This window comes from Mycobacterium terramassiliense, from assembly GCF_900157385.1.
Taxonomy (GTDB): Bacteria; Actinomycetota; Actinomycetes; order Mycobacteriales; family Mycobacteriaceae; genus Mycobacterium; species Mycobacterium terramassiliense.
Genome location: NZ_LT717701.1, coordinates 2,341,528 through 2,355,495, shown reverse-complemented (window position 1 = coordinate 2,355,495; position 13,968 = coordinate 2,341,528). Strand labels below are relative to the sequence as shown.

Sequence of the window (13,968 nt, the reverse complement as noted above, 5' to 3'; positions counted from 1 at the left end):
TAAAGCCCGGCATTCCGCGCACCCTCGCGCGTTCCGGGCGCACCCGGTCAGGCCGGAGAGATCCCGGAGCTGAGCACGCGGATCGCGCTGACCAACCCGTCGACCAGGTGGCCCTGCTCGAACGCCGACGAGGCGGCGGCCACGCCGAGCGGCGCGGCCGACTCGGCGCCGCGGCCCCGGACCGCCGAGCCGTAGACCACCTCGATGGCGGACTGGTCGGGGGAAACCGCGAGCAACACCGCGTTGTCGGGCGTCGGCACGTGGGCCAGGATTTCGCGGGCCCGCGCGGCGGTGTCGCTACCCAGGTCACCCAGGTAGATGGCGAACCGCGCCCGCGACGCGCGCGAGGCGTACTTCAGCGCGTCGTCGATGGCGACCAGGTCCTTGGTCGGGAACGGGTAGTGCACCGAAAGCTCGCCGGGCTCGGTCACGCCCGAGACTCGTCCGCTGGTGGTGATCGCCGACCCCCGGGGCAGCTCGCTGGGCTCGATCGTCGCAACTTCACCACGTGCCACTGGCGCCACCTCCAACCGAGAACTCCGCGGCACCGTGTCCGCCGTGCGCGCCGCCGACGTCCTCGTCGGTCGCGGCCCACAAAATCGGCGGGTGGGTCCACTTCTCCGACATCGTGTAGGTCGCTGGGTGGGGTCCCTTATGCCGCCAGATCAGCAGGGACAGCACGACCACCAGCGCCAGCGGGATTCCGATGAAGTACAGGTGAATCTCTGCAGGGCTCACGACGCAAACCGTATCCCACCGGGTGAGCTACCCGCACACTCGGACACGGGATTGTTCAGGCCGCCCCTTCGCCGAGGTACCGGGCCCAGGCCGGGTCCAGTTCCTTGACCGTCGACAGCAGTCGCCAGTGCTGCCCCGTCGGCGGCAGGGGCGCCCGGCGCAGGGCCCAGCCCAGCTCGGCGAGCAGCTTGTCGCCCTTGCGGTGGTTGCAGGTCGAACAGCACGCGACGCAGTTTTCCCAGGAGTGGTCGCCGCCGCGGCTGCGGGGTACCACGTGGTCGACGGTGTCGGCCTTGGCCCCGCAGTAGGCGCAGCAGAAGCGGTCGCGGTGCATCAGGGCCGCGCGGGTCATCGGCACGCGGGCCCGGTACGGAACCCGCACGTAGGACCGCAGCTGGATCACCGACGGCACCACGATCGACCTGGTCGCGGAGTGGATGACCGGCCCCGCCGGGTCGTCGTGCACCACGTCGGCCTTGCCGCAGATGACCATGACGATGGCCCGCCGCATCGGCAGCGCGGTCAGCGGCTCGTAGGTGGAATTCAGCAGCAACACCCGTCGGCGGCTCCAGATCGAGGCGCTCTCGTGGCGCGTGGGCGGATGGGTATCGACGCTATGCAGGCACGACGCGGTTGGGGGCCCGGTCAACCCTGCCGCGGCACCGGTACTGCGGTGGCTGCGGCGTCTCTTGCCATGCGCCATAGATCCTCCGCGGATAGTCCACCATGATTCGCCGCCAAACGCACCCTTATTGCTGGTGCGCGCCGTGTCTTTCCGGTGAACAGCAGGGTAGGCCCGGCCTCGCCGCCGAGGCGATGCACCACAATGGAGGCGATGGATCAGGTGAGCTTTTACGACGCTGTCGGCGGTGCCGAAACCTTCAATGCGATCGTGTCGCGGTTTTACGCGCAGGTGCCGGAGGACGAGATTCTCAGTCAGCTGTATCCCGCGGACGACCTCGCGGGCGCCGAGGAGCGCCTGCGGATGTTCCTCGAGCAGTACTGGGGCGGCCCGCGCACCTATTCCGAGCGGCGCGGGCATCCGCGGCTGCGGATGCGGCACGCCCCGTTCCGGATCACCCCCATCGAGCGCGACGCCTGGCTGCGATGCATGCACACCGCGGTCGCGTCCATCGATTCGGAAACCCTGGACGACGAGCACCGGCGCGAGTTGCTCGACTACCTGGAGATGGCCGCCCACTCACTGGTCAATTCATCCTTCTGATTGCGAACCGAACGGAGCAACATGAGCCACGAGCCGTGGTGGTCAAGCGCGGTCTTTTACCAGGTCTATCCGCGGTCGTTCGCCGACAGCGACGGTGACGGGATCGGCGACCTCGACGGCCTGACCGCCCGGCTGGAACACCTGACGTACCTGGGTGTCGACGCGATCTGGTTGAACCCGGTGACCGTCTCGCCGATGGCCGACCACGGCTACGACGTGGCGGACCCGCGCGACATCGACCCGGTGTTCGGCGGGATGGCCGCCATCGAGCGATTGATCGCGGCGGCCCATCAGCGGGGCATCAAGATCACCATGGACGTGGTGCCCAACCACAGCAGTTCGCAGCACCCCTGGTTTCAGGCGGCGCTGGCCGCCGGCCCCGGCGCCGACGCGAGGGGGCGCTACTACTTTCGCGACGGCCGCGGTCCCCTCGGCGAGCTGCCCCCGAACAACTGGACGTCGGTGTTCGGCGGGCCGGCGTGGACGCGGATCGTCGAACCAGACGGCAATCCCGGCCAGTGGTATCTGCATCTGTTCGACGCCGAGCAACCGGACCTGAACTGGGAACATCCCGACGTCTTCGACGACTTCGAGAAGACGCTGCGCTTCTGGCTGGAACGCGGCGTGGACGGCTTCCGCATCGACGTCGCGCACGGGATGGCCAAGCCGTCGGACCTGCCCGACGCGAAGGACGACGTCAAGGTGCTGAGCCACAGCGATGACGATCCGCGCTTCAACCACCCGAGCGTGCACGAGATCCACCGCGGCATCCGCGCGATCGTCGACGACTATCCCGGGGCGGTGACCATCGGTGAGGTGTGGGTCATGGACAACGCCCGCTGGGCCGAGTATCTGCGGGCCGACGAGCTGCATCTGGGCTTCAACTTCCGGCTGACCAAGATCGACTTCGACGCGACCGCGATCCACGACGCGATCGACAACTCGCTGGCCGCCACGGCCCTCGAGAACGCCACCCCCACGTGGACGCTGTCCAACCACGACGTGGGCCGCGAGGTCACCCGGTACGGCGGCGGCGAGGCCGGGCTGCGCCGGGCGCGGGCCATGGCGATGGTGATGCTCGCGCTGCCGGGCGCGGTGTTCGTCTACAACGGTGAGGAATTGGGGCTGCCCGACGTCCTGGACCTGCCCGAGGAGGTGTTGCAGGACCCGACGTGGGAGCGCTCCGGGCATACCGAACGCGGCCGCGACAGGTGCCGTGTCCCGATTCCGTGGTCGGGCGAGGCGCCACCGTTCGGGTTCTCGACCACCGCCGACACCTGGCTGCCGATGCCCGCGGACTGGGCGGCGCTCACCGTCGAAAAGCAGCGTGAGGACCCCGACTCGATGCTGTCGTTCTTTCGGCGGGCGCTGAAAATGCGCAGGGACCGTTGCGAATTCGCCGGTGGCGGCCTGGATTGGCAGGCGGCGACGCGGGACACCCTGATTTTCCGGCGCCGCGGCGGGGGCCTGGTGTGTGCCCTGAATGCCGGCCGCCGAGCGATGGCGTTGCCACCAGGAGAGCTGATCTTGGCCAGCGCGCCGTTGGTTGACGGCAAACTGCCGCCCGACGCGGCGGCCTGGCTGGTCTGACCCGCAAGCCTGTCAACGCAACAGCAGCGCCGCGTGAGCGCGGCGCCGGTACACCGAGCCGAACCTGGCGTCGATCCGCAGCCACGACGGCGATATCCGCACCCGCACCAGCTCGTCGGCGGCGGCGCCCTCGGCGGGCGGCTGCGGCAGGAAACCCATTGCGGTCAAGGCGAACACGCAGCGCATCGGAAGCCCGACGCTGACGCCGGCCGAGCTGACCCGAATGACCTCCTGGTCGAGCAGCGAGACCGGCGGGCCGTGCGAACTCCCGCCCTCCTTGGCGAGTCGCGCGCCGCGCTGCGCCAGGTCCAGCAGCACCTGGGCCGGCAGGTCTTCGAGGTGAGTGAACCCTGATTCGGGCGGCAGCGCGCCCCGCCACGCCGAGTCCATCGCGAAGCCCGGATCGACATAACCCGAGGCGTCCATCGCCGACAGGCCGCGCGCCAGCGCGTCCGCGGCCACCGACAAATCGTCGGGCCGCACCGTGCCGACGACCACCCGGCTGGCCAGCACATCGAAACCCGTTGCCACCCAAGCGGTCAGCAGCCCGGGCGACCGGGCCCGCAGCCGGACGACCGCGGCGTCGTCGAGGCGGATTGCGTGATCGACGAACGTGGCCAGGTCCCCGCGGTGCGCGGCGTCGCGCAACCACACTCCGCGCTCGCCCGTTATTCCCTCAGCCATCGCTGCAGATACTCCCGATGGTGCGGCGAGAGTCGCACCAGCCGCTGCTCCTCGATATGGACGGCGGCCAGTTGCGTCTCGGCGATGACGGCGGGCTTCGACGCCGGGTCGGCATTGACCGATCGCACGTCATAGCCCAGCGTGAAGTCCACCGTCCGCACCTTTTTGGTCCAGATGGTCACCTGCAGAGGCGAATCGGTCAACCGCAGCTGCCCCCGATAGGTGACCCGCACGTCGGCGATCAGCAGCCCGATGGTGGTGATGTCGGCCGCGAACGGCTCCTGGAGGAAGAGCACCCGCGCCTCCTCGAGGATGGTGACCATGGTGGCGTGATTGATGTGCTGGTACATGTCGATGTCCGACCAGCGCACCGGCACCGGCGCGACGTACCCGACGCTCAACTCGACGAGCCTCGTCCGCTGGTGCGGGTCATGCGGCGAATCTGGCGCGCCGCCACCGACAGCGTCGCCAGATCCTTTGCGCCGCTTTCCTGAATCTCGCCGAGCGTGCGGCGCGCCCGTTCCACCCGCGACGCGCTCATCTGTTCCCACTCACCGATCTTCTCCTCGCCGCTTTCGTCGGGCTCTCCGACGGCGAGCACGTCGAAGGTCAGCGACCGCAGCGAGGCGTAGATGTCGTCACGAATCGCCAAGCGCGCCAGCGATTGCCAGCGGTCATGCCGGGGCAGCTCGGAGACCGCGGTCAGCAGGCCGTCGGTGCCGAGCCGGTCCATCAGGGCGAAATAGGTGTCCGCGACGTCGGCGGTCTCGATCTCGGTGATGTCACCGACGTCGATGATGTCGAGCAGGCTGAAGCGATACAGGCCCGCGGCGACCATGTACGCCAGGTCTTCCGGCGTGCCCTGCGACGCGAACTCGGCCGCCTCCTTTTCGACGATCGCCTTGTCATCTCCGCGCAGCCACTCCGACATGCGCGGCGTGAGTTCCTTGACCTTCGCGGCGAATCGGTTGATTTCGGCGCCCACGGCCAGCGGTTGTGGACGGTAGTTGAGCAGCCAGCGGCCGGCGCGGTCGATCAGCCGCCGGGTATCCAGCGTGAGGCGGTCCGACAGCGCCACGGGGATGTCCGCCGCGCGGATGTTCCGCCAGATCTCGCTCACCCCGAAGATGGCGTCGGTGGCGACGTAGGTGCGCACGGCGTCGATCGGACCGACGCCGACGTCTTCGGTGATCCGGAACGCGTAGCTGATACCCGCGGCGTCGACCAGATCGTTGATCAGCATGGTGGTGACGATTTCCCGGCGCAGCTGGTGGGTCCGGATCTCCGGGGTGAACCGTTGGCGCAGCGGCTTCGGGAAGTACAGCGGCAGCCGGGACGCGAAGACGTCCTGCTCCGGCAGCTCGGTGGTCAGCATGTCCTCTTTGAGCGCCAGCTTGACGTGGGCCATCAGGGTGCACAGCTCGGGAGAGGTGAGCCCGATGCCGACGTCGGTGCGCCGGTGGATCTCCTTTTCCGACGGCAGCGCCTCCAATTCCCGGTTGAGGCCGCGGTCTTCGAGATACTTGATCTGCATCGCGTGCACGGGCAACAGGCTGGCCGCGTTGGCGCGGCTGGTGCCGATGAGGTCGTTCTGGTCCTCGTTGTCATTGAGCACGAGCCGCGCGACCTCGTCGGTCATCGACTCCAGCAGCTCCTTGCGCTCCTCGGCCCGGACCTTGCCCGCGGTGACCAGCGAGTCGATCAGGATCTTGATGTTGACCTCGTGGTCGGAACAGTCCACGCCGGCGGAGTTGTCCATCGCGTCGGTGTTGATGCGCCCGCCGGACAGGTCGAACTCGACGCGCCCAAGCGCCGTCACGCCGAGGTTGCCGCCCTCGCCGATCACCTTGGCGCGCACTTGGTTTGCGTTCACCCGCACCGGGTCGTTGGCGCGGTCGCCGACGTCGGCGTCGGATTCCGATTCGGCCTTGATGTAGGTGCCGATGCCGCCGTTGAACAACAGGTCGACCGGCGCCTGCAGGATCGCCTTGATCAGGTCGGGCGGCGACATTTCGGTGGCCCCCTCTTCCGCGCCGTGGATGCCGAGGGCGTCGCGGACCTGCGGGCTGACCGGAATCGCCTTGTGCTCGCGGCTGTATACCCCGCCGCCCTCGCTGATCAGCGACTTGTCGTAGTCGTCCCAGCTGGACCGCGGCAGCTCGAACATCCGCTGGCGCTCGCGCCACGACGACGCCGCATCGGGGGCGGGGTCGAGGAAGATGTGCCGGTGGTCGAACGCGGCGAGCAGCCTGATGTGCTCGCTGAGCAGCATGCCGTTGCCGAACACGTCGCCGCTCATGTCGCCCACGCCGACGACGGTGAAGTCCTCGGTCTGGGTGTCGACGCCCATCTCCCGGAAGTGGCGTTTGACGGCCTCCCACGCGCCCTTGGCGGTGATGCCCATGGCCTTGTGGTCGTAGCCCACCGATCCGCCGGACGCGAACGCGTCGCCCAGCCAGAACCCGTAGGACTTGGCGACGTCGTTGGCGATGTCGGAGAACGTGGCGGTGCCCTTGTCCGCGGCCACCACCAGGTAGGCGTCGTCGCCGTCGCGGCGTATCACCTCCGGCGGTGGGCTGACCTTTTTCGTTGCGTGGTCGACGTTGTCGGTGACGTCGAGGAGGCCTGAGATGAACAACTGATAGCAGGCGACGCCCTCGGCACGGCTGGCGTCGCGGTCGGCGGCGGGTTCACCGGAGGGCAGCGGCGGGCGCTTGACGACGAAGCCACCCTTGGCCCCGACCGGCACGATCACGGCGTTCTTCACCGCTTGCGCCTTGACCAGGCCCAGGATCTCGGTGCGGAAATCGTCGCGGCGGTCCGACCACCGCAGGCCCCCGCGGGCCACCGGGCCGAACCGCAGGTGCACCCCTTCCACGCGGGGTGAGTACACGAAGATCTCGTATTTGGGCCGCGGCAGCGGAAGCTCGTCGATCAGCTGCGCATCGAGCTTGAGCGCCAACACATTACGGGCCCGGGCCGAGCCCGCGCGCGTCACAAAGTAATTGGTGCGCAAGGTGGCCTGAACCAGCGACGCGAACGCGCGCAGGATGCGGTCGGTGTCCAGGCTCACCAAGGCGTCGATGTCGGCGGCGACGGCGGCGGCGGCCGCCTGCGCGTCGCGGCTGGTCGGCGATCCCGACACCCTGGGGTCGAACAGCGCCTCGAACAACGTGACCAGGGAGCGCACGGTCGACGGGTGGTCGTTGAGCACCGATTCGATGTAGGACTGGCTGTACGGAAAACCGGCCTGCCGCAAGTATTTCGCGTAAGCGCGGATCAGCACCACCTGCTGCCAGGTCAGCCTCGCCCGCATCACCAGCTCGTTGAACCGGTCGATCTCGACGCGGCCCTGCCAGATGGCGGTGACCGCTTCGGCGAATCGCTCTGCGGTGGAGTTACGTTCGGCCGTCGTCGTGGCAAACGGGATCGTCGGATGCGGCTGGATCTTGAACTGGTAGATCCACACCGGCAGCCCGTCCGGTCGGGTGACGGTGAACGGCCGCTCCTCGAGCACGACGACGCCCATGCTCTGCAGCATCGGCAGCAGCTGGCTCAGTGACGCGGTGTGCCCGCCGAGGAACCAGGTCAGCTGGGCGGCGCCGTCCTCGCCGCGGTCGGAGAACACCAACTTGACCGAATCATCGGACAGCTCGTTGATGATCGCGATGTGCTCGATGGCATCCTCGGGTGCGACGGCCTGCTTGTAGACCTCGGAGAAGGCGGTGGCGTAATGCTCGGCGTCGGCGTGCGCGGGTGTGCCCATCGCGGTGGCGGCGATCAGGCGGTCCCCCCAGGTCCGTGCCGCCTCGCTCAGCAGCCCCTGGATCCGCACGCGGGTGTCTTCCGAAACGTTCACCGGGGCATCGGATTCGGGCAACCGGACCATGAAATGCATGAGCGCCCAAGGCGATTCGCTGACCCGAGCGGTGAATTCCAGCCGGGTCCCGCCGAACTCGCGGACCAGGATGTCTTCGATCTGCAACCGCACCGGCGTGGTATAGCGGTCGCGGGGCACGTAGACCAGGCACGAGACGAAGTATTGGAGCCGGTCGGCCCGCAGGAACAGCAACGCGCGCCGCTGGGATCCCAGATCCACCACCGCCTTGGCCATCGCCAGCAGCCGTTCGGCGCTGAGCGTGAACAGCTCCGAACGCGGGACGGTCTGGATGACGTCGAGCAGCAGCTGGCCCGGATGGATGGGGTCGTCGTCGGCCATCGTGAGCGCTTCGCGGACCCGGCGCGAAATCATCGGGATTTCCAGGACGTCGGCGTTCATGGCGGCGACGGTGAACAGCCCGACGAGGCGGTGCTCGCTAACGGCGTCCCCGTCGCCCTTTTCGCGAACGGCGATCGCGTACGGGTAGGCGCCGTAGCGCAGGTAGCTGCCGACGACGGACTGGGCCAAGACCAGCAGGTGGTCGTCGTCGGTCAACCGGGGCCGCGAGCCGGTGCGCGTGCGCAGCACCCCGAGGCCGGGTGATCCGTCCGGGGACACCCGGGTGTCGTGCACGCGGCAACGTTGGTAGCCCAGCAGCAGGAAGTTTCCGTCGGCCAGCCAGCGCAGCAGCTCCGCGACGTCCTCGCGGTCGGGCGCCGCATAGCGGTGGTCGGCGTTGGCCGCGACGGCCGCTTGCAGATTGGCCAGGGCGGCGATCATCGCCGCGGCGTCCGTGGCGACCTGCTCGACGTCCGTCAGCACCTTGGGCAGCAGCCGCTCCACCTCGGCGAGGGCCTTGCCGTCGACCGACGGCGACAGCGGGACGTATATCCAGGCCTCGCCGTCGAATTGCGACGTGCCGGGCGCTTTGGGTTCGACGCTGAGCAGGTCCCCGTTCGAGTCCCGATGGACGTCGAAGACCGGGGTCATGATGCCGCCGTAGCCGACCCCGAGCCGGTGCAGCAGCACCGTGACGGAGTCCAGCAGCATGCTGCCGTGGGCGGTGACGACCTGCAGGGCGGGCCCGAATCCCGCGGGATCGTCGGCCGGGTGGACGCACACGCAGCTGCCGCGCTCGGGGCGGCACTCGCCGAGCCGATAGTGGGCGCGCAGCATGGCGGGGGTCACCAGGGCCGCGGGGTCGATGCGATCGGATCCTGCGGCGCCCGGTTCGTCGCCGCGCGGACCGCGGTAGCTCTCGATGTAGGCATTCGCGATCCAGTCGGGAACGTCGTCACTCTTGCTGAACGTGGTCCACGGCTTGAAGTCCTGCTTGGCACCGGGATCGATCGCCATGCCGATTGCTCCCAACTCGCATCGTCGCGGGGTGTGCGTCCGGTCGCCCCGCTGCTTAACGGGGCAGCCCTGACACTAGTCGCGGGTCAGCTTGCGGTGGGTCACTCTGTGCGGCCTGGCGGCATCGACGCCGAGCCGTTCCACCTTGTTCTCCTCGTACGCCCCGAAGTTGCCCTCGAACCAGAACCACTTGGCCTCGTTGTCGTCGTCGCCTTCCCACGCGAGGATGTGCGTGCACGTGCGGTCCAGGAACCAGCGGTCGTGCGAAATCACCACGGCGCAACCGGGAAACTTCTCCAGCGCGTTCTCCAGCGAGCTCAGCGTCTCGACGTCCAGGTCGTTGGTCGGCTCGTCGAGCAGGATGAGGTTGCCGCCCTCCTTCAGCGTGAGCGCGAGGTTCAGCCGGTTGCGCTCGCCGCCGGACAGCACACCGGCCGGCTTCTGCTGGTCGGGGCCTTTGAACCCGAACGCCGACACATACGCCCGCGATGGGATCTCGTTCTGGCCGACCTCGATGTAGTCCAGCCCGTCGGAGACCACTTCCCACACCGTTTTCTTGGGGTCGATCCCGGAACGGGTCTGGTCCACGTAGCTCAGCTTGACGGTCTCCCCGACCTTGACCGTGCCGCTGTCCGGCTGCTCGAGCCCGACAATGGTTTTGAACAGCGTGGTCTTGCCGACCCCGTTGGGGCCGATGACCCCGACGATGCCGTTGCGCGGCAGGGTGAACGACAGGTCCTTGATCAGGGTGCGACCGTCGTAGCCCTTGTCGAGGTGATGCACCTCGACGACGACGTTGCCCAGCCGCGGCCCGACCGGGATCTGGATTTCCTCGAAGTCGAGCTTGCGCGTCTTCTCGGCCTCGGCGGCCATCTCCTCGTAGCGCTGCAGGCGGGCCTTGCTCTTGGCCTGGCGCGCCTTGGCCCCCGACCGGACCCAGGCCAGCTCCTCGGTCAGCCGCTTTTGCAGCTTGGCGTCCTTACGGCCCTGCACCGAAAGCCGCTCGGCCTTTTTCTCCAGGTAGGTCGAGTAGTTGCCCTCGTAGGGGTAGGCGCGGCCGCGGTCGAGCTCGAGGATCCACTCGGCGACGTTGTCCAGGAAGTACCGGTCGTGGGTCACCGCCAGGATGGCGCCCGGGTAGGCGGCCAGGTGCTGTTCGAGCCACTGCACGCTTTCGGCGTCCAAGTGGTTGGTCGGCTCGTCGAGCAGCAGCAGGTCCGGCTTGGACAACAGCAGCTTGCACAGCGCCACGCGGCGGCGCTCCCCACCGGACAGATTGGTGACCGGCTCGTCGGGCGGCGGGCAGCGCAGCGCGTCCATCGCCTGCTCCAGCTGGGAGTCGAGGTCCCACGCGTCGGCGTGGTCCAGTTCCTCCTGCAGCCGGCCCATCTCCTCCATCAGCTCGTCGGAGTAGTCGGTGGCCATCAATTCGGCGACCTCGTTGAAGCGGTCGAGCTTGACCTTGATGTCGCCCAGGCCCTCCTCGACGTTGCCGCGGACCGTCTTCTCCTCGTTCAGCGGCGGCTCCTGCTGCAGGATGCCGACGGTGGCATCGGTGGCCAGGAAGGCTTCGCCGTTGTTGGGCTTGTCCAGACCGGCCATGATCCGCAAGACGCTCGACTTGCCGGCGCCGTTGGGGCCGACGACACCGATCTTGGCTCCCGGGAAGAAGCTCAACGTGACGTCGTCCAGGATCACCTTGTCGCCGTGCGCCTTGCGGACCTTCTTCATCGTGTAGATGAACTCAGCCATGCCGCGGTTGTGCCTTTCTGGTCTTTGAGAGAGTTCTCGCGGACCATCCTAGGCACGGCGCGGCAGGCCGGATCCCGCAGCTAAGCCGACAGCGGCAGCGGCCCCGTTTCGGCGGCCTCACCGCTGTCGCCGGCGTCGGCGTCCTCACCAGCGGCGTCGGTCGCATCCGTCGCGGGCGTGGTGGCGTCGCCGGCCGTCGGGCCGATATAGCCGGGCCGCTCGATGCGCACGATCGCGCGGGACACATCGGGCCCGACGGAGGTCGCGCGCATCTCCAGCGACGAGCGGCGGTTGCCGTCCCGGTCTTCGTACTCGCTGGTGTAGACGTGGCCCACCACGATCACCGGTGCACCCTTGCCCAACGCGGCGCCCACGCCGGTGACGAGCTTGCCCCAGCAATTGACGTTGATGAACAGCGAGTTGCCTGGCTCCCAGCCGCCGTCGGCAGTGCGCCGCCGGGAGTTGCTGGCGACGCGGAACTTGATGACCTCTTGCGTGCCGACCTGTCGGCGCTCGGGGTTGTTGACGATGTGGCCGACCACGGTAAGCGAGGTTTCGAACATGGGCTGATCCCTTCTCGGTTGCATTTCTCTGGTGTGGTGACCATTGACCTCGTCGCTACCGACGCGCCGCGCGCCAAAGGGGCCTGAATCGGGCCCTCCCCGGCAGCCCCTGTGGATGGAGGCGGGACTGTGGATTAGTCAGGCCCCGAGCCGGGGTCGCCTCAACAAGGCGAATGCCCCGGCGTTTCCCCTCGCGCCAGTTCGGCCAGCATCGCGTTGTAGGCGGTCAGCTCGGCGTCGTCGTCCAGGTCGGCCGCCCGGTCCAGCCGCCGCGCGATGCGCCTGTCGCTGCGCGCCCACTGCACCAGCAACGCGATCATCACGACCACCAGCGGCACTTCGCCTGCCGCCCAGGCGATTCCACCGCCCAATCGCTGATCGCCGATCAGGTCGGTGTGCCAGGCAAGGCCCAGCGAGCGGTAGTAGTCGGCGCCGAGCACCTGGCGCGTGCCCATCAGCACCACCCCGAAGAACGCGTGCAGCGGCAGCGACGCGAACACCACGCCGACTTTGGCCAGCGGCGGGATGGGACGCGGTGTCGGGTCCACCCCGATGACGACCCAATAGAACAGGTAGCCGCTGAGCAGGAAGTGCGCGTTCATCGCCAGATGCCCGGCGTGGCTGCTCACGGTGGTGTCGAAGAGGTTGGACAGGTACAGCCCGTAAAAGCCGGCGACGAACAGCACCGTCGCGACCACCGGGTTGGTCAGGAACCGCGACAGGCGGCTGTGCAGCGCGGCCAGCAGCCACTCCCGCATGCCGGGCGGATCGCCGCGGCCGGCGGCGGGCAGCGCCCGCAGCGCCAGGGTGACCGGGGCGCCCAGCACCAGCAGAATCGGCACCGCCATGGACAGGCCCATGTGCGCGACCATGTGCATGCTGAACATCGCCGGCATGTACCGCCCGACGCCCGACGACGTGACGAACAGCAACGCCAGGCAGCCCAGCAGCCAGGCCACGGTCCGCCCCGGCGGCCAGCGATCGCCGCGGCGGCGCAACCGCACCACCCCCGCCACGTACAGCGCGGCGAGGACGATGGCGGCGGTGCCGAAGATCAGGTCGAAGCGCCAGTCGAACAGGATGCGCGCGACGGTGGGCGGGCCGTCGAAGTCGTAGCCGATCTCGGCTTCGGGAATCGTGGGCAACCGGCCCGGAGGCGGCGGCGGTGCCGTCCGGCCCAGCCCGACGGCGATGCCAAAGGTGAGGCCGAACACCGCGGCCTCGATCAGCGCCAGCCTGATCAGCGCCCTGCGCGCGCCCGGGTCGGCCTGCAACGCCGCCACCGCGGAGCGCCGCTGGCGCCACCCGAGCACCCCCAGCGTGCACAGCGCGACGAACTTGGCGACCACCAGCCGCCCGTAGCCGGTGGTCAGCAGGTCGGACGGCAGCACGCGCACCAGCGCGTTGACTGATCCGCTGAGCGCCATGGCGACCCAGCACCACAGCGCCACCGCCGAGAACCGCCGCGCCGCCAGCCCGGTGTGGTCGCCGTTGCGCAACGCGTGGGCGAGCAGCGCGAGCAGACCGCCCGCCCACAGGCTGGCGGCGACGAGGTGGATCAGCAGGCTGTTGGTCGCCAGGTCGTGCGAGCCGCCGGCCGACGAGTGACCGGTCAGCCCGAGCGGAAGCAGCGTCACCAACGACGCGGCGACCAGCACCGGCGTCCAGGACCAGCGCAGCACCGGCAGGCTCGCCAGCGTGACCACCGCCGCCAGGATCGCGGTCCAGCGCCAGGCCGAGGCGGTGTTGACCAGGCCGGCCAGCGACCAGATCGTGCCCGGGTCGAGGTCGGCCAGCCGGTGACCCGAGACGTCGGAGATGGTCAGCGGGACCAGCAGGGCCGCACACACCGCCCACGCGCCCGCGGCCACCGTCCCGACGCGAAGCGCGCGGTATCCGTCGGCGTCGAGCACCCCGCTGGCCTGCGGCGGCACCAGGAACGCCGCGCAGAGAAACGACCCGACGGCCAGAACCGCGGCGATCTCCCCCGCCGCCCGGATGAAGGGCAGCCCCAGGGTGGTTGCCGGGCCCGGATCGGGCAACCCGGTGGCCGACAGCGCGTCCGCCAGCGAGAGGGCGCCGATCCCAGCCGCCGTGCAGCCCGCCAGCCCGGCGACGCCGATCAGCAGTGGCCACACCCACGCGCGACGCGCGGCTACCTGCTGGTCGACCGTCATGCA

The 13,968-nt window shown here is 69.0% G+C and carries 11 protein-coding genes; 2 read left to right on the top strand and 9 right to left on the bottom strand.

Translation table 11 applies throughout. The annotated features are described in order from the left end of the window. Positions 1–47: 47 nt before the first annotated feature. The 3 genes from MTAB308_RS25840 to MTAB308_RS25830 are packed head-to-tail and all read right to left on the bottom strand — an operon-like array spanning position 48 to position 1,441. On the bottom strand, positions 48–515 hold the full coding sequence (locus tag MTAB308_RS25840; protein WP_077103391.1) for a DUF5130 domain-containing protein: 468 nt from the start codon (positions 513–515) through the stop codon (positions 48–50). Then, positions 502–738, bottom strand: coding sequence for an aa3-type cytochrome oxidase subunit CtaJ (gene ctaJ / locus MTAB308_RS25835; protein ID WP_077103389.1), 237 nt, complete (start codon positions 736–738; stop codon positions 502–504). The genes MTAB308_RS25840 and ctaJ overlap by 14 nt, the downstream gene beginning before the upstream one ends. A 55-nt stretch (positions 739–793) precedes the next feature. Further along, on the bottom strand, positions 794–1,441 hold the full coding sequence (locus MTAB308_RS25830) for an HNH endonuclease (protein WP_077103387.1): 648 nt from the start codon (positions 1,439–1,441) through the stop codon (positions 794–796). Positions 1,442–1,573: 132 nt separating this feature from the next. On the opposite strand from MTAB308_RS25830, the gene MTAB308_RS25825 reads away from it, so the two are divergent. Both MTAB308_RS25825 and MTAB308_RS25820 read left to right on the top strand, forming a co-directional pair. Beyond that, positions 1,574–1,963, top strand: coding sequence for a globin (locus MTAB308_RS25825; RefSeq protein ID WP_077104803.1), 390 nt, complete (start codon positions 1,574–1,576; stop codon positions 1,961–1,963). A 21-nt stretch (positions 1,964–1,984) separates the two neighbouring features. Then, positions 1,985–3,553, top strand: coding sequence for a glycoside hydrolase family 13 protein (locus MTAB308_RS25820; protein ID WP_077103385.1), 1,569 nt, complete (start codon positions 1,985–1,987; stop codon positions 3,551–3,553). A gap of 12 nt (positions 3,554–3,565) precedes the next feature. On the opposite strand, the gene MTAB308_RS25815 is transcribed toward MTAB308_RS25820, so the two are convergent. The 6 genes from MTAB308_RS25815 to MTAB308_RS25790 all read right to left on the bottom strand — a co-directional run bounded on the left by MTAB308_RS25815 (position 3,566) and on the right by MTAB308_RS25790 (position 13,965). After that, entirely contained in the window at positions 3,566–4,237 is a 672-nt protein-coding gene (locus tag MTAB308_RS25815; protein ID WP_077103383.1) for a DUF8010 domain-containing protein, read from the bottom strand. Beyond that, a complete protein-coding gene (locus MTAB308_RS25810) occupies positions 4,222–4,638 on the bottom strand; it encodes an acyl-CoA thioesterase (RefSeq protein WP_068238996.1) in 417 nt (138 codons plus the stop codon). Before MTAB308_RS25810 ends, MTAB308_RS25815 begins: the two co-directional genes overlap by 16 nt. Further along, on the bottom strand, positions 4,635–9,473 hold the full coding sequence (locus MTAB308_RS25805) for an NAD-glutamate dehydrogenase (protein WP_077103381.1): 4,839 nt from the start codon (positions 9,471–9,473) through the stop codon (positions 4,635–4,637). The genes MTAB308_RS25810 and MTAB308_RS25805 overlap by 4 nt, the downstream gene beginning before the upstream one ends. Positions 9,474–9,548: 75 nt before the next feature. Then, the gene (gene ettA / locus MTAB308_RS25800) at positions 9,549–11,225 is read right to left on the bottom strand and encodes an energy-dependent translational throttle protein EttA (RefSeq protein WP_077103379.1); all 1,677 of its coding nucleotides are present in this window, start codon (positions 11,223–11,225) and stop codon (positions 9,549–9,551) included. Between the two features lie 80 nt (positions 11,226–11,305). Continuing rightward, positions 11,306–11,788 carry a single-stranded DNA-binding protein gene (locus tag MTAB308_RS25795; RefSeq protein WP_077103377.1) on the bottom strand — a complete coding sequence of 161 codons (483 nt, stop codon included), beginning with the start codon at positions 11,786–11,788 and terminating at the stop codon, positions 11,306–11,308. A gap of 161 nt (positions 11,789–11,949) precedes the next feature. Further along, positions 11,950–13,965 carry a bifunctional copper resistance protein CopD/cytochrome c oxidase assembly protein gene (locus MTAB308_RS25790; protein WP_077103375.1) on the bottom strand — a complete coding sequence of 672 codons (2,016 nt, stop codon included), beginning with the start codon at positions 13,963–13,965 and terminating at the stop codon, positions 11,950–11,952. Positions 13,966–13,968: the final 3 nt, after the last annotated feature.

What these genes read in the sequence shown, in the direction of transcription:
- MTAB308_RS25790 (WP_077103375.1), bottom strand. Translation starts at nt 13,965, where the DNA reads ATGACGGTCGACCAGCAGGTAGCCGCGCGTCGCGCGTGGGTGTGGCCA.
- MTAB308_RS25825 (WP_077104803.1), top strand. Translation starts at nt 1,574, where the DNA reads ATGGATCAGGTGAGCTTTTACGACGCTGTCGGCGGTGCCGAAACCTTC.
- MTAB308_RS25805 (WP_077103381.1), bottom strand. Translation starts at nt 9,473, where the DNA reads ATGGCGATCGATCCCGGTGCCAAGCAGGACTTCAAGCCGTGGACCACG.
- MTAB308_RS25815 (WP_077103383.1), bottom strand. Translation starts at nt 4,237, where the DNA reads ATGGCTGAGGGAATAACGGGCGAGCGCGGAGTGTGGTTGCGCGACGCC.
- MTAB308_RS25820 (WP_077103385.1), top strand. Translation starts at nt 1,985, where the DNA reads ATGAGCCACGAGCCGTGGTGGTCAAGCGCGGTCTTTTACCAGGTCTAT.
- ettA (WP_077103379.1), bottom strand. Translation starts at nt 11,225, where the DNA reads ATGGCTGAGTTCATCTACACGATGAAGAAGGTCCGCAAGGCGCACGGC.
- MTAB308_RS25830 (WP_077103387.1), bottom strand. Translation starts at nt 1,441, where the DNA reads ATGGCGCATGGCAAGAGACGCCGCAGCCACCGCAGTACCGGTGCCGCG.
- MTAB308_RS25795 (WP_077103377.1), bottom strand. Translation starts at nt 11,788, where the DNA reads ATGTTCGAAACCTCGCTTACCGTGGTCGGCCACATCGTCAACAACCCC.